The organism is Leclercia sp. 1548 (assembly GCF_050435045.1).
Lineage (GTDB): Bacteria > Pseudomonadota > Gammaproteobacteria > Enterobacterales > Enterobacteriaceae > Enterobacter > Enterobacter adecarboxylatus.
The window spans coordinates 664839-683718 of record NZ_JBNDJP010000001.1; the positions used below are offsets into that span (position 1 = coordinate 664839).

The 18880-nt window shown below is 54.3% G+C and carries 18 protein-coding genes and 1 tRNA gene; 13 read left to right on the forward strand and 6 right to left on the reverse strand.

The features are described from left to right. Positions 1–589: 589 nt before the first annotated feature. On the reverse strand, positions 590–2044 hold the full coding sequence (locus tag ABIE02_RS03305) for an amidase family protein (protein ID WP_336995042.1): 1455 nt from the start codon (positions 2042–2044) through the stop codon (positions 590–592). Between the two features lie 123 nt (positions 2045–2167). Continuing rightward, positions 2168–2656 carry a GNAT family N-acetyltransferase gene (locus ABIE02_RS03310; protein ID WP_077227653.1) on the reverse strand — a complete coding sequence of 163 codons (489 nt, stop codon included), beginning with the start codon at positions 2654–2656 and terminating at the stop codon, positions 2168–2170. 85 nt (positions 2657–2741) lie between these two features. Here ABIE02_RS03310 and ABIE02_RS03315 point away from each other — a divergent pair, with 85 nt between their 5' ends. Then, positions 2742–3716: a LysR family transcriptional regulator gene (locus ABIE02_RS03315; RefSeq protein WP_223263920.1), complete on the forward strand. Its 975-nt coding sequence runs from the start codon at positions 2742–2744 to the stop codon at positions 3714–3716. A 227-nt stretch (positions 3717–3943) separates the two neighbouring features. Here ABIE02_RS03315 and ABIE02_RS03320 read toward each other — a convergent pair whose 3' ends face one another. Together ABIE02_RS03320 and ABIE02_RS03325 are read right to left on the reverse strand one after the other, a co-directional pair. Beyond that, positions 3944–5092, reverse strand: a complete 1149-nt coding sequence (locus tag ABIE02_RS03320; RefSeq protein ID WP_336995041.1) for an FAD binding domain-containing protein — start codon at positions 5090–5092, stop codon at positions 3944–3946. Then, positions 5089–5748: a DsbA family oxidoreductase gene (locus ABIE02_RS03325; protein ID WP_336995040.1), complete on the reverse strand. Its 660-nt coding sequence runs from the start codon at positions 5746–5748 to the stop codon at positions 5089–5091. Before ABIE02_RS03325 ends, ABIE02_RS03320 begins: the two co-directional genes overlap by 4 nt. 107 nt (positions 5749–5855) lie before the next feature. Between ABIE02_RS03325 and ABIE02_RS03330 the strand changes: the two genes are divergently transcribed. Both ABIE02_RS03330 and ABIE02_RS03335 read left to right on the forward strand, forming a co-directional pair. Next, on the forward strand, positions 5856–6776 hold the full coding sequence (locus tag ABIE02_RS03330; protein ID WP_336995039.1) for a LysR family transcriptional regulator: 921 nt from the start codon (positions 5856–5858) through the stop codon (positions 6774–6776). A 159-nt stretch (positions 6777–6935) separates the two neighbouring features. Then, the gene (locus ABIE02_RS03335) at positions 6936–8039 is read left to right on the forward strand and encodes an NADH:flavin oxidoreductase/NADH oxidase (RefSeq protein ID WP_144840094.1); all 1104 of its coding nucleotides are present in this window, start codon (positions 6936–6938) and stop codon (positions 8037–8039) included. A 106-nt stretch (positions 8040–8145) separates the two neighbouring features. Here the strand turns inward: ABIE02_RS03335 and ABIE02_RS03340 are convergent, their stop codons facing one another. After that, a complete protein-coding gene (locus ABIE02_RS03340) occupies positions 8146–9207 on the reverse strand; it encodes a LacI family DNA-binding transcriptional regulator (RefSeq protein WP_071886474.1) in 1062 nt (353 codons plus the stop codon). 221 nt (positions 9208–9428) lie between these two features. Here ABIE02_RS03340 and ABIE02_RS03345 point away from each other — a divergent pair, with 221 nt between their 5' ends. The 7 genes from ABIE02_RS03345 to ABIE02_RS03375 all read left to right on the forward strand — a co-directional run bounded on the left by ABIE02_RS03345 (position 9429) and on the right by ABIE02_RS03375 (position 14361). Next, complete coding sequence (locus ABIE02_RS03345) at positions 9429–9869, forward strand: PTS sugar transporter subunit IIA (protein WP_103793005.1); 441 nt, start codon at positions 9429–9431, stop codon at positions 9867–9869. 8 nt (positions 9870–9877) lie between these two features. Next, positions 9878–10144, forward strand: a complete 267-nt coding sequence (locus ABIE02_RS03350; protein WP_032617437.1) for a PTS sugar transporter subunit IIB — start codon at positions 9878–9880, stop codon at positions 10142–10144. A gap of 31 nt (positions 10145–10175) precedes the next feature. Next, positions 10176–11438 carry a PTS ascorbate transporter subunit IIC gene (locus tag ABIE02_RS03355; RefSeq protein ID WP_032617436.1) on the forward strand — a complete coding sequence of 421 codons (1263 nt, stop codon included), beginning with the start codon at positions 10176–10178 and terminating at the stop codon, positions 11436–11438. A 22-nt stretch (positions 11439–11460) separates the two neighbouring features. Then, positions 11461–12138 (forward strand): D-allulose 6-phosphate 3-epimerase, encoded by a 678-nt coding sequence (gene alsE / locus ABIE02_RS03360; protein ID WP_032617434.1) that lies wholly within the window; start codon positions 11461–11463, stop codon positions 12136–12138. A 235-nt stretch (positions 12139–12373) separates the two neighbouring features. Continuing rightward, positions 12374–12844, forward strand: coding sequence for a PTS sugar transporter subunit IIA (locus tag ABIE02_RS03365; protein ID WP_077227644.1), 471 nt, complete (start codon positions 12374–12376; stop codon positions 12842–12844). Between the two features lie 55 nt (positions 12845–12899). Then, complete coding sequence (locus ABIE02_RS03370; protein WP_077227643.1) at positions 12900–13211, forward strand: PTS fructose transporter subunit IIB; 312 nt, start codon at positions 12900–12902, stop codon at positions 13209–13211. A gap of 43 nt (positions 13212–13254) precedes the next feature. Beyond that, positions 13255–14361, forward strand: coding sequence for a PTS fructose transporter subunit IIC (locus tag ABIE02_RS03375; RefSeq protein ID WP_032617431.1), 1107 nt, complete (start codon positions 13255–13257; stop codon positions 14359–14361). A 179-nt stretch (positions 14362–14540) separates the two neighbouring features. Here ABIE02_RS03375 and ABIE02_RS03380 read toward each other — a convergent pair. Then, a tRNA-Ser gene (locus ABIE02_RS03380) sits at positions 14541–14628 on the reverse strand. A 178-nt stretch (positions 14629–14806) separates the two neighbouring features. Between ABIE02_RS03380 and ABIE02_RS03385 the strand changes: the two genes are divergently transcribed. The 3 genes from ABIE02_RS03385 to ABIE02_RS03395 are packed head-to-tail and all read left to right on the forward strand — an operon-like array spanning position 14807 to position 18841. Further along, positions 14807–16630 (forward strand): ABC transporter permease, encoded by a 1824-nt coding sequence (locus tag ABIE02_RS03385; RefSeq protein ID WP_148568922.1) that lies wholly within the window; start codon positions 14807–14809, stop codon positions 16628–16630. Position 16631: 1 nt separating this feature from the next. Then, on the forward strand, positions 16632–17711 hold the full coding sequence (locus ABIE02_RS03390) for an ABC transporter ATP-binding protein (RefSeq protein WP_059308329.1): 1080 nt from the start codon (positions 16632–16634) through the stop codon (positions 17709–17711). A 26-nt stretch (positions 17712–17737) separates the two neighbouring features. Then, positions 17738–18841 carry an ABC transporter substrate-binding protein gene (locus tag ABIE02_RS03395; protein ID WP_103793008.1) on the forward strand — a complete coding sequence of 368 codons (1104 nt, stop codon included), beginning with the start codon at positions 17738–17740 and terminating at the stop codon, positions 18839–18841. Positions 18842–18880: the final 39 nt, after the last annotated feature.

The window sequence follows — 18880 nt, forward strand, 5'->3', positions numbered from 1 at the left end:
AATGAAACCGGTGCTTCGCACTGCGCTCACCTCCCGACCGGCTGCCTGCGGTCGGCTCAACTCGACATCCTGTCTCGATTCGCCTCTGGCCGCCATCCCTGGCGTCCAGCCCTTGCCATCCGGTCTCCGGTTCGCCGGTTTCAGCGGGGACTCAACACCCGTGCCCCTTTCAGGCGACTGAGAAGCGTGAGGGAGCGTGAATCCGGCTGAAAATCGCCGAAGCGTTGACCGCAGGCCGGGGCGAGGCGCAGGGACGCGCCGGGAGGGCATAGCCTGCAGGGATGCAGGCTGGTGCCCGACCCGAAAGCCGGAGGGAATAAGCTGAGGGCACCGCGAAGCGGCGATTTTCCTGGCCGGGAGCCGGGGTAGCCAGGGGGGAGGCGGCGAGCCCCCCTGGCACGTTCACCGCAGCGGAGGGGGCATAAAGCAGAGGTATTTTAGTGAACGGAACCCTTCCACTTCAGTAACTTAGAAATACCGAATCGCTTAACTGACTGGCATTACTGCCCTCTGGCAGCCCTTTTCTTATTTACTTAAGACCGGAAGACCGGACTCCGCACTACTGCGTTGCCTTCATTTACCTGATTTATCAGGTTTCATTCGCCACGGTTAAATCGGGTAGCACCCGCTTACCAATAACCTTCTCAATAGCTTCGGCAGCATGAATAACCGCGTAATCCTGTCCTGGGGCGCCATACACCGTGACCCCGAACGGCAGACCGGTTGCATCCGCACCTGCGGGTATGGCTACCACTGGCACACCGGCTTTGCCGGTACATTTGGCCGCCACCGTCATCGGAGACAGCAGGACATCAGCACTGCCTTTCTTCAATGCGGCCAGAATCCCTTCGTGCAGGCTCAGCGCAACATCATGCCTGCGGTCGTTAATGTATTGTGCAGAGCGAATATCAGGGGACGCTTTGGCAGCGTCGAGAAGAGACTGACCATAGGGGATCGCCTCCGGGTGTGATTTATTCCACTCAATAATATCGCCCATAGAGGTCATACCGCACGGCTTAAGCCCGGCGAGCAAAGTGTTAAGACTGCTATGGAACTCGGAACGGAAAACGCATGAACGCACTGCGTTAAGCTGCTCTGCAGCGGGCATATCGCAGGGATCGACTATGATGGCGCCAGCCCGGGACAGCGAGGCAAGAAGGTCGTTGAAAATAGCTTTATGGTCATCGTTATTCACATTGTCGGCCATAAAGCGGCGGGGAATACCAATTCGCAGACCCTGCAAATCGTTGTGCCTGCTCGCGTCATCAGAAAAATTAGCAAGCGTGGCGGTGTCATTCATATCCGGTCCTGCTATAGCCTGAAATATCAGCAGAGCATCATCGACAGAACGTGTCAGGGGGCCGGGTGAGTCCTGGCTGGGGACAAGCGGAATAAGCCCGTGACGACTGACCTGTCCTACGCTGGGCTTAAACCCGACAATCGAGGTGTGCACGGCCGGGGCCTGAATAGAGTTCTGCGTTTCAGATCCGATTGCGAAGGCACAGAACCCCGCTGCCACAGCCGCAGCGGAACCGACGCTTGAACCCTGGCCGCGTCCATACTCTACCCCTAGCGGATTGCGAACCACGCCACCTGCCCCACTGAACCCCGATGGCATGGTGTCTGCCACAAAATCTGCGAATTCAGTCAGATTGGTTTTGCCCAGCAATACTGCGCCAGCGTCACGCAGACGCGACACTAACGTTGCCTCATAAGGAGGGATAAACTCCGCCAGTGCACTTGCCCCGGCAGAAGCGAAACTGCCGTCCCCGGTAAAGACATTATCTTTCGCAAGATAGGGTACGCCATGGAGGGGGCCTCTTGAATGCCCCGCAGCGAGTTCGTCATCTGCTCGTTTTGCCTCTTCCAGGGCGAGCCGGGAAATACTTCTGACGCAATTAAGGCCTTTCTCACCCGGATTACATTGCTGGATACGATTTAAATACCATTCGGTCGCTTCGACAGACGTGAGTTGGCCGGATGCTATAACCTCACCAATATGCCGGGCAGAGCCTGTGGTCAGAAGAAGGGAAATATCTTTCATATTCCGGGTTCCGTAATGAATAAACTGAACCCACAAAATACAAGAACAGTCTGCGCGCACTTATACAATTCCGCGCATTTAAATCGGGATTAATAAACCTAAAGGTTGAAAGTGTGAGATGCTTTAAAGTGCTTCCCGCGTAGCGAACTTTTCAAGCGCCGGTCCGTCGAGACGATAGCGAACCCACTCCGTCAGGGGAAGAGCATCGATACTCATATAAAAATCTTTTGCAGATTTATCCCACTCAAGAACATTCCATTCGATCCGGCTGCATTTCCTGCTGATGGCAAGCTGCGCAATATACTGGAGCATCAATTTACCCGCCCCTAAACTGCGATAGTCAGGCATAAAATAGAGATCGTCCATACTCAGGCTGTGACGGCCTAACCATGTCGAATAGCTCATGGAAATCACAGAGTATCCGGCCATATTTCCATCAATTTCACAAACATACGCTTCTGCGGTGGTATCCGTAGAAAACAGTGACGTTCTTATCTCTTCCACATCGGGGACCGCGTCCTGGGGGCCTTCCCTGTAAACGGATAATCCGTTGATCATGTTATAGATGGCGTCAGCATCCTGTGGATTTGCCTGCCTGATCGTCACACTCATAACCATTGCTTCCCCTCTGGAGTTTGTCAGTTGTCAGGATAAACGGTATTGTTCAATGAATTAAGTGCAATAAAATCAATCGAAGGTGAATTTCGTGCATCATGTTTTGAGGCGTCTGGATCTCAATTTACTGCCTATTTTCGATGCCGTGTTCAGGCACCGTTCTGTCAGACTGGCCGCAGATGAGTTGTCAATGAGCACCTCGGCGCTGAGTCATGCTTTAACGCGATTGCGAGAATTCCTGAAGGATCCGCTTTTCTACCGCGAAGGACATAAAATGTGCCCAAGCGTGTATGCTTTGCAGCTCGCCCCGCATATTGCTGAAGCTTTGCAGGCGCTGAACCAGCACCTCAGCCCGGTGAAGCCCTTTGATCCCCTGACCAGCAACGAGTTTTTCCGTATTGCCGTCACGGATTACACGGCGTTTTGTGTGTTTCCTGTCTTAATGAAGGAGATCCATAACATTGCGCCGGGTATCAATTTTGAACTCTGCCATCTCCCCCATAATCCGGCCCTCAATGAACTCCTGGCGGGTGAAGTCGATCTGGCGCTGAGTTTCAGTGAGCCTGACGAAGTTAAACACCCCGATCTGGATGAAATAGATCTGTTCCAGGACGAGTTCGTTGTGATCAGCAACGCTCGCCGCCAAACCCTCTCACTTGAGGATTACCTTAAAGCCGGTCACCTGGTCGTCACCCCATGGAATGAAAAAAGGGGCTTACTGGACACCCACCTTGAACGCATTGGGCTTGAACGACGTATCACCCTTAAAACGCCGTCAATGTTAAGCTCACCCCATGTTGTCGCCGAAAGTGAACTGCTCATGGCAATCCCTACCTTTGTCGCCGGCAAAATTGAAAAGATGGCAAATGTCAGAACCTTTAAGCTCCCTTTCTTTGCCCCTCCGTTTACCGTGAAAATTTTCTCGCACAAACGCAGTGGCAGAAAAAAATCAACCGAGTGGTTAAAGGAGTACATATCGAACTGCATCCATCATGCAGACTACGTGAATAATCTGCCCTCCAGCGCTTCTGCAAATGCTACCGATCGGCGGGCATAAAGATGTAGTTATTAACCTGTAAGCGATTGTCGTTTGTGAATAAGCGGCCAGATTTGGCAAGAAGAATTAACCTTTTCACTTAAACACCCGGGTTAAATAGGTTTCCTCAATGGCCTTGAATTCTGTTTAACCCCTGGCGTCTGCTTAACCCTGACCCAATTCATGGCATGCAGAATGAGTTCCGGGCAGGACGGAGACACGTTAAGCAGACCCAGCACAGCTTCCGCCTACGCGCTGCCAAAAAGCAGTCGATTTCCCATGCTCATCCCCATTTGGCGTAAATATTTGCCGCGAAAGAGTTGTTCCCCTTCCCATTCGGCAAGGGCTTTGTCGGTATCGTCAGGCCAGGCCTTCAACGCATCCCCTAATGCCAGCGCATTGGCGGCTGCTTTTGAGGTGCTCGCCGCAGTATGAGGGCGGGGGATCGCGGCCGCGTCACCCAGTAAGATCACCCTGCCCTTCACCATCTTATCGACGGCGAGGTCGCGTATCGCCTGAGCAAAAGGTTCCTTTGTTGCCTGCACGATGTCGCGGAATCCGGGCGGGAGCAAACGCTGAGCCTCTTCCTTCAGGTGCGCTTTCCAGCGTGCAGACAACAGCCCTTCCGGCACGGAATAGCTGCGCGCAACACCGTCGGTCCCCGTCATGATCGCTTCACGCTGCACGTCATCGACCACCCGATACCAGACCCAGTTGTAAAAACGGTGTCCAGGCCGTAAATCGTTATCCGCGCCCGGCACCAGATAGCCCAGAATGTGCGACCCTTCGTTGCTGGCGAAAGCAAAGTCGCCGTGAAGCTGCTCTCTGGCGAGCGCAGGCATGTCGTTTTCAGGCACCAGCCCGCGCCAGGCGATATACCCGGCATACTCTGGCGTGTCGCTCCAGAGCAGTTTACGCACAAATGAACCGTTGCCGTCAGCGCCGATAAGCAGATCTCCGGTCACCTTTGTCCCACTTTCAAACAGGGCCGTGACATGGTGGTTATCAGGAAACGCCACATCCGTAAGCGCATGGTTTTTGTGATAATGAATATCGCTGATCGTCGAGCGCATCAGGGAATAGATCAAGGACCACGAAGTTTGCACCTGAGGCGCATACTGCCGGTGTTCCACCGAGCCGTCCGGGCGATACACGACTCGGTGCGATGAGCGCACGCCCAGATCGTCCCAGTTGCGTTCGATGCCGCTGCGGCGAATGAGCTCCACCACTTCGGGCTGAAGCACAATACCACCGCCCCTGCTGTCCAGATCCCGGGCCGAGCGCTCGAAGATATCCACCTCCCAGCCCGCCTGCTGCAGCATATTCCCGGCAAATAATCCCCCTAAGGAGCCGCCAATAATAATGGCCCGTTTTCTGGGGCGTGTTTCACCGATCATATCTGACCCCCTTCCGTTTTAATCGGGTTGCGATACGCATTCATGATGTAATAGCGGAGCTGATCCACCGGAACGGCGCCTGTCAGCCGGATACCGGCAATATCAAGGGTTGGCACGCTATTGATATCGCCCTGCCGCGCCAGGTCTTCCAGCTGGATCACCTCCGCTTCTCCCGCGGTACTCAGCAGATAATTGCGCGCGGCCTCTTTGTCCATCCCGCACTCGCCTGCTATCTCCGCCAGAACATCCAGGTCGCCAATATTTCTCCCCTCCTCGAAGTAGGCCTGGAACAGACGTTTAACCAGCAGGGATCGGGCCGGTCCGGCCCCGGCAAAGAGCGTCAACCGATGCGCAGCAAAGGTATTGGGCACCCGCTGAATCGCCGGATAGTTGAACGTGACATCGTCAGTTTTGCCCTTCTCAACGGTGTGCTCATCCAGCTGATGTGAATACGCCCAGCTACCGAATTTCGCGCGTCGATAGGCGGTACGGTCCATGCCTGCCAGCGGCATACCCGGGTTGAGTTCAAGGGGGAGCCAGTCAACCTCGACCTCGACGTCTTCGGGCAAGGATTGCAGCACCTTTTCCAGACGCGCATCTGCGATCCGGCACCAGGGACAAATAAAATCTGACGTAACCTTGATGGATATTTTCATGTTTCACCTCTCACTGAGCGGAAGGCTAACACTGTTACTTAAAGGTGATAATATGATTAAAACAGCTAACAGAGTTGCGCGATGCGCAACGATGCGGGGAGAGTAAAATGGATATGCTGGCATCGCTTGAGGCCTTTATTACCGTGGTCGAAGAAGGCGGGTTCGCACCTGCGGGCAGGAAATTAGCGCTGGCGACGTCCTCGGTAACCCGACAGATTGACGGACTGGAAAAGGTGCTGGGCACGCAGCTGCTGACCCGCTCGACACGCAGCGTGGCGCTGACGGCGGCCGGGCATGTGTATTTCGAGCACGCGGTCAGGATCCTCAACGACCTGGAGTATGCCAATCAGGAGGTGCGGGACCAGACGGGAGAGCCGCGGGGAGTGTTACGTATAAGCTTACCGGTCTCGTTTTCCAGACTGCATATCGCCCCGCTGCTGGCCCCCTTTTCTCACCGCTATCCGTTAATTTCCCTGGATCTGACCTTTACCGACGAGGTCGTCGATCTGGTGGAAAAGCGGCTAGACTTGACTGTCCGACTGGGTAAGGTCGACACGCCCAATCTGATCGCACGCAAGCTACTTTCCCAGCGTCGGTGCGTCTGTGCCAGCCCGGACTACCTGAAAGCGAAGGGGTATCCTGATGCGCCAGGCGATCTTAAAAACCACAACTGCCTGATCTTTTCCTATTCATCCGGCAAAACGAAGTGGTATTTCAACGGGGAAAGCCAGGTCGCCATCGATGTTAAAGGCACCCTGAAATGCAATAACTCGGAAATATTGCGCGAGGCGGTGTTAAGCGGCTATGGCATCGCGCTGCTGCCGGACTGGCTGATTGGCAAGGATATTGCCGAAGGGAAGCTGATCAGGTTACTGCCGCAATGGCGCGCGGAAGTGAATGACGGAGAGGATGATTCCGCGATTTATGCCATCTACCATCCCACCCGCAGGAACACCAAAAAAGTGAAGGTGTTTGTCGATTTTCTGATGGCGCATCTTTCACCCGAGCCGGAAAGTGTAGAGCACTAATGCTGTAGCGTTGCGCCAGGCGCAACGCACTTTTGCGCAAACGGGAGGTTCAGTTATCACTGCCTGTGCGTTATGTTGATGAATATTCAAGGATAAAAATCGTCGCATCCTGACCAGGACCCGGCCCCTTTTCTAACGCTGCAATCTGGAGTGACATGTATGTCTCAACCCAAGCTGTTTACACCGTTACGTATCCGCAATCTTGAACTCGAAAACCGTATTGTGATCGCCCCCATGTGCCAGTACTCCGCCGAAGAAGGCTGCATGACTGACTGGCATACCCTCCATCTGGGACAACTGGCACAGTCCGGTGCGGGCCTGCTCACCATTGAGGCAGCCGCCGTCTCCCCCGAAGGCCGCATTACCTACGCTGATGTCGGTCTCTATGATGATAAGACAGAAGAGGCGATGGGCCGGGTGCTCGCCACTATTCGTAAGTGGTCAGATATTCCGGTTGGCATCCAGCTGGCCCATGCGGGGCGCAAAGCTTCAACGTACAAGCCCTGGGATAAGCAGGGGCAAATCCCACCGGATCAGGAAGGTGGCTGGCAAACTTTAGCCCCGTCTGCGGTGCCTTACAGCGAGGGTTACACCCTCCCGACCGCCCTCGACAGCAACGGCCTGGCCGAAATCCGTAACCAGTTCGCAGAGGCCGCCAAACGTGCCGCCCGACTGAATATCGACCTGATCCAGATCCACGCCGCGCATGGTTATCTGTTACATCAATTCTTATCCCCGCTCTCTAACCAGCGCACGGATAATTACGGCGGGTCGCTGGAAAACAGAGCCAGATTCCCGCTGGAGATTGTCGATGCAGTGCGGGAAGCCTTCCCGGCCGATAAAGCCATCAGCGTGCGTATCTCCGCAACAGACTGGGTCGATGGCGGGTTTAATCTTGAGGAAGCGGTCGAGTTCTCGAAGATGCTGGAAGCCCGTGGCGTGGATGCGATTCACGTTTCCAGCGGCGGCCTGCATCCCGATCAGCAGATTGATGTCTACCCTGGCTATCAGGTGCCGCTGGCAAGAGCGGTGAAAGCTGCCGTGAAGATTCCGGTGGTGGCGGTAGGGTTAATCACTAACCCTGAACATGCGGAATCCATCGTCGCCAGTGGGGATGCGGATATCATTGGTATCGCCCGTGGCGCGCTCTACAATCCGCGCTGGCCATGGCATGCAGCGGCGGAACTGGGTGCTCAGGTACATGCGCCCGATCAGTATCTGCGCTGTCAGCCGCATACGCTGAAGAACCTGTTTAAGTCCTGATCGTGTTGCTGAGGTCAACCCGCGGCTCAGAAGCATTGCGCCGGGGGATGACCAGGGGTTGATCGTTATCCTGCCGTATTCGGCAGGATAACTCATCAAAGCGATTTTACCGGGAGGAAGGCTTGCGGGTGCTGGCGCGTACTTGCAGCGTTGAGGGCAACTCAATGGCTTTATCTGTCGATTTGCCGTCCAGGAGATCCAGCAAGGTTTTTCCTGCGACCGTCCCCGTTTCACTCCACGGAAATTCCACCGCAGTCAGAGCCGGGGAGCACACTGCGGCGAGGGTACTCCCACTCAGGCTTGCCAGTGCCAGGGTGTCAGGCACTTTTTGCCCCGCACCGTGGCAGGCCATAATGCAGCCGCAGGCAATTTCATCCGAAGTGCAGATCAGCGCATCCAGCTCAGGCCAGGTAATACGGATATCCCCCAGCAGGTTTAAACCGGTCGTAATCCCGGCTGGCAGGTGAGAAGTCACCACCCGATGTGGGGAGTGGTTAACCGAGAGCATCGCGCTGTTCCAACCGCTCAGAACCTGGCGGAACATAATGTTATTGGAGGCGGTGCAAAGCAGGCCGATATTTTTATATCCGGCCTCTGCAAGCGATCTGACCAGCTTTTTGATGGCCGCAGCGTAGTCAACGCCAATACTGACCCAGCCTGCATCGCGATTAATGGCACCAATCTCAACCACCGGCACGCCGGTGTTACTTATCATCTGCGAACAGCTGCTGATGTTATCAATATTGAATTGAATGATCGCCGCCGGGTTGTAGGCGAGCATTTGCGCAAACGCGTTTTCTTCACTCTGCCCACCCTGCCCGGACTCGATAAACATCATGCTATAGCCCTGCGTCGCGAGTACGGTCTGCAGCGTTTCGGAGACGGCCAGAAAACCCGGGGCGGAAAAAGCAGGCACCACGCCCATCACCAGGCGGGAGTCAGCAGAGGCCAGACTGCGGGCCTGCAGGTTGGGTACATAGCCCAGCTCGCTCACCGCCGCTTCAATACGGGTGCGCAGTTCAGGATTCACTTTCTCAGGCATACGTAACGCGCGTGACACGGTCATCGTGCTCACGCCGACCAGTTTTGCAACTTCAGCGAGCGTAATTTTACCGGTGTTTTTCCTGCGTTTTTCTCTCGCGCTATCGTCCGCATCTAACGTGTGCACTGATGTCCTCCTTTCGCCTGGCTGGGCAGCCATTGTAAATGATGTTTACCGTTTTGCGCATTGCCCAACTGCAAAGTAATGAGCAGTATCGTTAATAAAGTTAGCGGTAACAAGAATTTTAACATTCCAGCCATGTTAGCGCTAACTTTGAGAGCAAGATCACGGTAAGCCACAAAGGCATTCCACTATAGTAAACTCACTTTCAACGCATCGGGGTATTTATGATTACGACCTGGTTACCTGCAGAAAATATCCAGATTGTGGATTCAGTCAGCGACTGGAAACAGGCCATTAGGTTATCTGCTCAGCCCTTACTGGCGAAAGAGACGATGACCGAAGCTTATATTGACGCCATTTTTAACAGCCATCAGGAATTGGGGCCTTATTATGTTTTAGCCCCTGGCCTGGCGATGCCTCATGCTCGCCCGGAACAAGGCGCAATTAAAAACGGGTTATCGCTTTTACATATTAAACAAGGCGTTTCTTTTGACGCAGAAGAGAATGACCCTGTTTACGTTGTGATTATGTTGTGCGCACTTTCGGGAGATGAGCACATCAATATGATTACCGCTCTGGCGGACATTTTTAGCGATGATGAACGACTCTCAGCGCTGCTGAAAGCATCATCAATTGAAGAAATTCAACGCGTTATAAAGGGATAGAGGTAAAGATGAAAAAGGTTCTGATTGTGTGTGGTAACGGGTTAGGCAGTAGTTTTATCGTTGAAATGAACGTGAAAAAAATCATTAAAGAGCTGAATAAAGAAGCAGAAGTTTCCCATACCGATCTGACATCGGCAAAAAGCGAAACTGCCGATATTATTCTTAGCGCCCGGGATATTGCGGAACATCTGTCCGGCCATTCTGCCCAGGTATTTGGTTTATCTAACCTGCTGGATAACAATAAAATCAAAGAAATTCTCTCGGAAAATCTCTGATTAATTATTTGCGGCCTTACGGAGTCATTCTATGCTGCAGTTTATTATTCATGATGTGTTGGGTACACCCGCCATACTGGTCGGTCTGTTTTCCCTGATTGGCTTATTATTACAGAAAAAAGCGTTTTCTGAGGTTATTTCCGGAACCCTCAAAACCATTATGGGTTTTGTGATATTAACATCCGGGGCGGCGATCGTCGCGACGACGTTAACAACCTTTAGCCAGCTGTTTGAGCATTCATTCCATATTCAGGGAGTCGTACCCAATACCGACGCGATGGCGGCGCTGGCGCAGAAAAACTACGGCACCGCCACGGCAATGATTATGGTGCTGGGGATGCTGTTTAACATTGTCCTTGCCCGTATCACACCGCTGAAATACATCTTCCTGACGGGGCACCACACGCTCTATATGTCGGCGATGCTGGCGGTGATCCTCTCCGTTGGCGGTCTGTCGCCGTTCTGGGTGGTACTGGTGGGGGCGGTGATCCTCGGCATCATGATGGTGGTCTCGCCGGCCATTCTGCAGCCGTTCACACGCAAAATAACAGGCACTGATGACCTGGCGCTGGGGCACTTTGGTTCAACCGGCTATCTGCTGTCGGCGCTGGTGGGGAAAGCGATCGGTAAAGGCAGCCCGTCGATTGAAGAGCTGAAGGTCCCAAAATCCCTGAACTTCCTGCGTGACTCCTCGGTCGCCATCTCACTGACGATGATGATCCTGTTCGTGATTCTGGTGCTGGTTGCAGGCAAAACCTTTGTTGAGTCCAGCATCAGTGGCGGTCAGAACTTTATTATCTTCGCCATTATCCAGTCGCTGACCTTCGCGGCAGGCGTGTGGATCATCCTTGCGGGTGTTCGCATGATTATTGCCGAAATTGTTCCGGCCTTTAAAGGCATCGCCGACAAGCTGGTAAAAGACGCTAAACCGGCCCTCGACTGCCCTACCGTCTTTCCGTTTGCCCCGAACGCGGTGATCGTCGGATTTCTGTCAAGCTTCGCCGCCGGTCTGGTGAGTATGTTCCTGTGCCCACTGTTTGGTTTAAGCGTCATCGTTCCCGGCCTGGTGCCGCACTTCTTCTGCGGCGCGACGGCGGGCGTTTACGGCAACATCTGCGGCGGTCGTCGCGGCGCGGTGGTGGGTGCTTTCGCTCACGGTCTGCTGATCTCATTTTTGCCTGCGATTTTGCTGCCTCTCATGGGCGACCTTGGCTTTGCATCCACGACCTTTGGCGATGCGGACTTCGGCGTTGTGGGCATCATTCTCGGGCATGTCGTTTCACTGTTTAACTAATTAATTCTGCTGGAGGTGAAGTATGGCGGCTAAATTTTCGCCCTCGTTAATGTGTATGGATTTAACGCAGTTCAGAGAACAAATTACGGCCATGAACAGCCGGGCTGATTTTTACCACGTCGATATTATGGACGGCAGCTATGTGAAGAACATTACGCTGTCACCGTTCTTTATCGAAAACCTGAAGAAAATTACCGATGTCCCTATTGATGTACATCTGATGGTGAATCACCCGGAAGATATTATTCCCATGTGCATTGATGCAGGGGCCGATATTATCAGCTTCCACCCGGAGACGGCGAATAACAAAATCTTCCGTCTGCTGAACCAGATTAAAGATGCGGGCCGTCGTTGTGGCGTGGTGTTGAACCCGGCTACCCCGGCGGATGCAATTAAAGAGTACGCCCACCTGCTGGATAAAGTGACCGTGATGTCGGTGGACCCAGGCTATGCGGGGCAGAAATTCATTCCAGAATCACTGAATAAAATCAAGCAACTGATTGCCATGCGCGAGGAGAATGGTTACCACTACCTGACCGAGATTGACGGCTCCTGCAACGAGAAAACCTTCAATGTCATCTCCCGGTCCGGCGTGGACGTCTTTATTGTAGGAACCTCGGGCCTGTTCTCCCTGGCGGATAATGTCAGCGAGGCCTGGGATAAAATGGTCGATATTTACCAGCGCGAAGTCGCTGCCTGAAAATTGCAGCGCACTCAGCCGTATTGAGCCATAGCGCAGGGCAAAGAGTCTATGTAACCGGTCTGGCTCTTTGTCCTCGCCCTTGATTGATACGGTTGAGGGTGCTGTAACCCTGTTATTTCTGGCGTTTCCTTATATCACCTTGCCCTACGGCAGGTATTGTTTTGCCCCTACTTTTAGCTAACGCCGTTTACCCGGCTGCCCAGGCATAAATTTATATTAACGAAGGATAATTATGGATATTTCGAATGTACTTAATGTAAAGAGCATCAAATTAAACATGATGGCTAAAAGTAAAGAAGAAGCCATTGAAGAATTAACTGATTTATTGGTGCAGGATGGGGCTGTCATTAATAAAGAAGATTTTCTGAAGGATGTCTGGCTACGCGAGGAGCAAGGGTCCACGGGTTTCGAAAATCATATTGCCATCCCGCATGGTAAATCTTCAGGCGTTGCCCGTACTGCCCTGGCGATGGGACGAACTCAATATGAAATTCCCTGGGAAACGATGGATGGTAGCGATGTCCGCTGCATTATCTTATTTGCGGTCTGTCTGGTGGATCAAAATGCAACGCACATCCGACTCTTATCCCAGGTCTCAGGCTCTCTGGCCGATGAGGAGATAATAGAAAAATTACTGCAAGAAAATGATCCCCAGAAAATCATCGATCTGTTGAACGCTGAAAACGAAAGCGCTAACGCTTAACGTCATTATCACCTCTGCCATAGCATGGCAATAAAGTCACTCCTGGAGAACCGTTATGAATATTGTCGGAATTACAGCTTGTACTGTTGGCATTGCCCATACCTATATAGCGCAAAAGAAAATTGAAATTGCAGCAAAAAAAGCCGGACACAATGTCAAAATTGAAACGCAAGGCACTATTGGTATCGAGAACGCATTAACCGCCGAGGAGATTGCCCAGGCCGATATCGTCCTGTTAGCCGCCGATGTGAAAGTATCTGGTGAAGAACGTTTTGCCGGAAAGAAAGTCGTTAAAGTCCCCACAGAAATGGCCGTTAAGTCGCCAAATAAGCTTATCGAGAAACTTACTGAATTGGTCAATTCATAATTTTTACCTGTGCGTATCCTGTCTGAAAGAAAGGACATAATGTATGAATATAAAAGAAATATGGAAAGCAGCAAATCCTAAAGGACATTTGCTGACGGCTATCTCATACTTGATTCCCATTGTCTGTGCTGCTGGATTTATTATTGCTATCGGTATGGGTCTTGGGGGTACGGTTCAGGACGCATTAGTGCCGGGCCAGTTTGATCTGTGGCAGGCCTTAGCCACCCTGGGGGCCAAAGCACTCGGACTTTTACCCGTCGTGATTGCCATCGGTATTTCCGGCTCGATCGCGGGCAAGCCCGGCATTGCACCGGGTTTTGTTGTCGGTCTGGCGGCTAACACCATTGGTGCCGGTTTCATCGGCGGCATGATTGGGGGTTATATCTCCGGCTATATTGCTCTGGCAATTATAAAAAATGTTAACGTCCCGGCGTGGGCCAGGGGCTTAATGCCGACATTGATTGTGCCATTTTTTGCCTCCATTATCAGTGCCCTGATCATGGTGTATATCATCGGTACGCCTATTGGTATTTTTACCGATGCACTCACCTCCTTCCTGAGAAGTATGGGGACCTCATCTAATTTACTCTTAGGGGCGGTTATTGGGGCGTTATGTATCATTGACTTTGGCGGGCCGATCAATAAAACCTGCTTCGCATTTGTTTTAACGCTTCAGGCGCAGGGTATCAATGAGCCTATTACTGCCCTTCAGCTCGTTAACACGGCAACACCTATCGGTTTAGGGCTTGCATTTTTTATCGCCAAACTTCTTCGCAAGAATATCTACAATAACGAAGAGATCGAGATGTTGAAATCGGCGGTACCTATGGGGGTCGTGAACATTGTTGAAGGCTCTATACCTATAGTAATGAATGATATCGTTCGTGGTATCACTGCGGCGGCCATCGGTGGCGCGTGTGGGGGTGCGGTTACCATGGTATATGGTGCGGATGCGACAGTACCTTTTGGCGGCGTGTTGATGATCCCAACTATGTCGAATCCTGTGGCGGGTATTATGGCCTTGCTGGTCAATATAGTCGTAACAGCCACTGTTTATGCCGTTATCAAAAAAGACGTTCCTCGCGATGTTATTATCAACAACGATAATGAAGAGGAAGATCTCAATCTGGATGACATTAAAATAAGCTAAATGGACACCTAAGCATCGTCAGGGTGTTTTCTCGCAAGGCCAGTGAACAAGGCATTCAACGTTCACTCAGTGGCAGTGAATCGCAGGTAGCACGACGATGCTTCATAGACGCCCATTTTTGCTGTAAACAACAAAAGCAAAAAACCCTGCGATATTGCTATCGCAGGGTTTTTCAAATTTGGCGGAAGCGTAGAGATTCGAACTCTAGAACCCTTTCGGGTCGCCGGTTTTCAAGACCGGTGCCTTCAACCGCTCGGCCACGCTTCCAAAGTGAGGCGCACTATAAACATCTCTGCGCGCTATGTAAAGAGGAGAAGTGAAGAATTTGATAATGTTCCGGTTTTGCACGCCCCGCACTTTTTTGCACATATGTGCAAATTTTTAGCAAAAATGTAACATTGCCTCGATATATTCCTGACTGTCTTTTACAGCCAGGGGTCAACGTGTGTCTTACCAATCTGATATCCACCCACGCCACAGCGCGTGGCAAAAGCTCCGCCATACTCTGTCGATTATCAGTCATGAGCCGGCCAACCTTCTGGCCGTGCTGCTGCTCGCTCTGTTCAGCTGGATAATCCTGGCTCCGGTCATTTCCGTACTGCTGAACGCGCTGCTGGTGCAGAGCGGCGATGAAGGCCGCACCGGTGCCACCGAAGGGACATTCACCGCTTATTATCTGCTGCGCACCCTTAGCTCGCGCATGTCCGATCTTCTGCTCTGGACACCGTTGCTCAACACCCTCGCGGTGGCGCTGAGCACCGTCGCCATCGCGCTGGTGGTGGGCATCGTGCTGGCGTGGCTGGTCAATCGCACCGATATCGCGGGCCGCAAGTGGTTTGCCACCCTGCTTATCGTGCCCTTTATGCTGCCCTCCTGGACCTTCGCCCTGGCGTGGAGCACCCTTTTTAAAAACCACGCCATCGGCGGGCAGCCGGGATGGCTGGAGGCGATGGGGATCCAGACCCCGAACTGGATGGCTTACGGCTACTTCCCGATTGTGACCATTATGGTGTTGCATTACGCCCCGCTGGTGATCCTGATTGTTGGCAACGCCCTGAAGCGCATGGACAGCCAGATGGAGGAGTGTGCTCAGGTCCTCGGCGCATCCCGCCGGGTTATCGCCTTTAAAATTATCATCCCGCTGGTGCGCCCCGCGCTGCTCTCCGCCGCCCTGCTGATTTTTGCTGACTGTATCGGCGAGTTCGCCCTGCCCTATATTCTCGGCCTGCCGGTGCACTTCGATACGCTTTCTACCGGGCTGTACCGGGCCATCGGCACGCGCCAGTCCGGCGTGGCGGCGGTGATTGCGGCGGTGATCATGCTGATGGGCATGCTGACCCTGCTGCTGGATATGAAAATGCTGCGTGAGGCGAAACGCTTCGTGACCCTGGGTGGCAAAGGCGTGATGGAACGCCGCCATAGCCTGGGACGCTGGCGCAGCGTCGCGACCGCCCTGCCGCTGGCATTCGTCCTGCTGGGGGTGGCGATCCCGCTTCTGACCCTGTTCCTGTCGACGGTCATGATCCTGCCGGGCCGCTTTAGCGCCGATAACTTCACCCTCGATTACTGGATTGGTCACAACCTTGACACCGTGGCCCTGCACAACGGGATCCTGCTGAGCGCCGAATTCTGGCACACGGTGTGGAACACCCTGGTCATCGTTGGCTCGGCGTCCCTCGCCTGCGGCGTGCTGGGCCTGCTGGTGGGCTACGCGGTGCTGCGCTGCCACTTCCGCTGGGTCGCCGCCGTCCTGCGTCAGCTGACCTTCCTGCCCTACCTGGTGCCGGGTATTGCCTTCGCCGCCGCCTTTTTATCGCTCTTTGCCGTGGCCCGCGGACCGGTTCCGGCGCTGTATGGCACCCCGCTGATCCTGATCCTCGCGCTGATTGCCGAAAAAATGCCGTATGCCAGCCGCTCCGGCATCGCGGCGATGACCCAACTTGGGAAAGAGGCCGAGGAAGCGGCGCGGATTGCCGGTGCCGGCTGGTTCGCCCGCCTGCGCCGTATCGTCATCCCGATTCAGGCCGCGCCGCTGGCGACCGGGATCCTGCTGCCGTTTATCTCAGGGATTAAAGGGGTCAGCCTGTTCGTCATCCTCGCCACCCCGGCGACGGACGTGCTGACCACCTGGTCCCTCCGCCTGATTGACTACAACTACCAGCAGGCGGCCAATGCCGTGGTGCTGATGATTGCCCTCATTTCATGGGCTGGCACGGTGATGATCCAGAAGATCACCGGGACTGGTCTGGCTGATGGTCTGGAGAAATAAGATGCCCACTATCCACTTAACGAATCTCAGCAAAACCTATCCGGGCAGCGATGCCCCGGCGGTCAACAACATCAACCTGACGGTGAAAGATGGCGAATTTATGTGCCTGCTGGGGCCATCCGGCTGCGGTAAGACCACCATCCTGCGGATGATTGCCGGCATCGAGCACGCCAGCGGCGGGGAGATTAGCATTGGCGATAACGTTGTCGACTCCATCGCCCGGGGCACATACGTGCCGCCGGAAAAACGCGGCATCGGACTGGTCTTTCAGAGTTACGCGCTCTGGCCGCATATGACCGTCGAGCAGAACGTCGATTTCGGCCTGCGGTTACAGAAAGTGCCCACCAAAGCGCGTATCGCCCGCTGTCAGGACGTGATGGAAAAACTGCGTATTGCCGATTACGCCAGGCGCTATCCGGCGCAGCTCTCCGGCGGTCAGCAGCAGCGTGTGGCCCTGGCCCGCATGCTGGCGGTGAATCCTGGCGTACTGCTGCTGGACGAGCCGCTCTCGAACCTCGACGCCACGCTGCGTCTGGAGATGCGCGCCGAGCTGCGCCGCCTGCATGAAACCTTCGGCACCACCATCGTCTTTGTCAGCCACGATCAGTGGGAAGCGATGACCCTTGCCACCACCATTGCGGTGATGAGCGCCGGGCAGATGCAGCAGGTGGGTACCCCGGATGAGATTTACGCCACCCCGGCCAACCGCTTTGTCGCGGAGTTTATTGGCACTCCGCGCTTGAACATGATCCCGCTTCACCAGCCCTGTAGCGAGCTGGCACAGCATCTGCAGCGGCGCTTTACCCTGCACGAGCAGACCCAGCTCTGCGGTATCCGCCCGGAGGAGATCGTGTTGAGCGCCGAGTCGTGTAGCAACGCCGTTCCCATGACCATCGATAACATTATGCCCACCGGCGGCAGTTGGGTGATTGAGCTGGTGGCGGGCGAAGACCGGCTGTTCCACTCCACGCAGCTGCGGCCGCGCTGGCAGGCCCGTCAGCAGGTGCATTGCCAGCTCCCGACCTCGTCCCTGCACTTTTTTAACCGCAACGGACTGCGTCACGACGTGACCGCGAATTAACCTCCATTGACTCTTAAGGAACACACATGAAGCGCAAGTTGTCCGCCGTCCTTATCACCAGCGCCCTGCTGAGCAGCGCTGTCGCTCAGGCTGAAACCGCCGATCTGCAAAAGCTGATCGCCGCCGCGAAACAGGAGCAGCCGATTACCGTTTACGCCTCGACCGGGAAAATCGTGCAACAGGCCAAAGCCTTTAGCGAGCAGTACGGCTTGCAGGCCGTGGGCGTGAAGGCCGATGCGCCGCAGATCATTGAGATCATGAGCCGGGAAGCGCAGGCCAAAAACGTCCGCGCCGATGTCGCTATCGTTGAGGACGCCCCTGCCGGGATGACGCAGCTACTCAAAAAAGGCTATGTCCAGAGCTGGGTGCCGGACGATCTGAAAGGCGACATTCCCGCCCGCTATCAGGATCCGCTGACCGTCGTGCTGGCCCCGAACGTGTTTGCCTATAATACCGATCATCACGCCACCTGCCCGGTGACCAATCTCTGGCAGTTGACCGAGCCAAAATGGCGGGGCCGCGTCGCGATGCAGGACCCCACCAGCAAACCGGCCTATACCGACTGGTTCAGCCAGATGGAAACCCACTATGACCAGCAGGTTCGCGATGCCTATGAGCAGCAATTTGGCAAGCCGCTGCAAACTGACGAGAAGTCGGCCACGGCAGCTTTTGTGAAGGCGCTGGCGGGCAACGGCGTGTTGCTCACCCATTCCGATAACGACGCGGCATCCGCCATCGGCGCGCCGGACGGCAAAACCGACTTTGTTGGCCTGGTGTCCACCGCCAAATTCCGCGACAACAAGCAGGGGATGAAGCTGGGTCTGTGCAGCGGCCTGAAGCCGTTTATCGGCTGGAACTACCCGAGCCTCGGCGTGGTGGCGACCGGCAGTAAAAGCCCGAACACCGCGAAGCTCTTTACCTACTATCTGCTGACCGCCGAAGGCATCGCCCCTCAGGGCGTGGACGGCAAAATGTCCACCAACCAGAAGGTGAACCTTCCCGCCGATGAAGCCTCCGGCATTGCAAAGCATCGCGGCGAGCTGATGGAATACCTGACCGCTACCGCCCAGAACGACTGGGAAAGCCGCCAGGACTGGCAGGACATCTGGAGCCTGAACTACAAGAAGTAGTTTTCAGCGTACATTTTCTTTCTGAACAGGCAGCACACT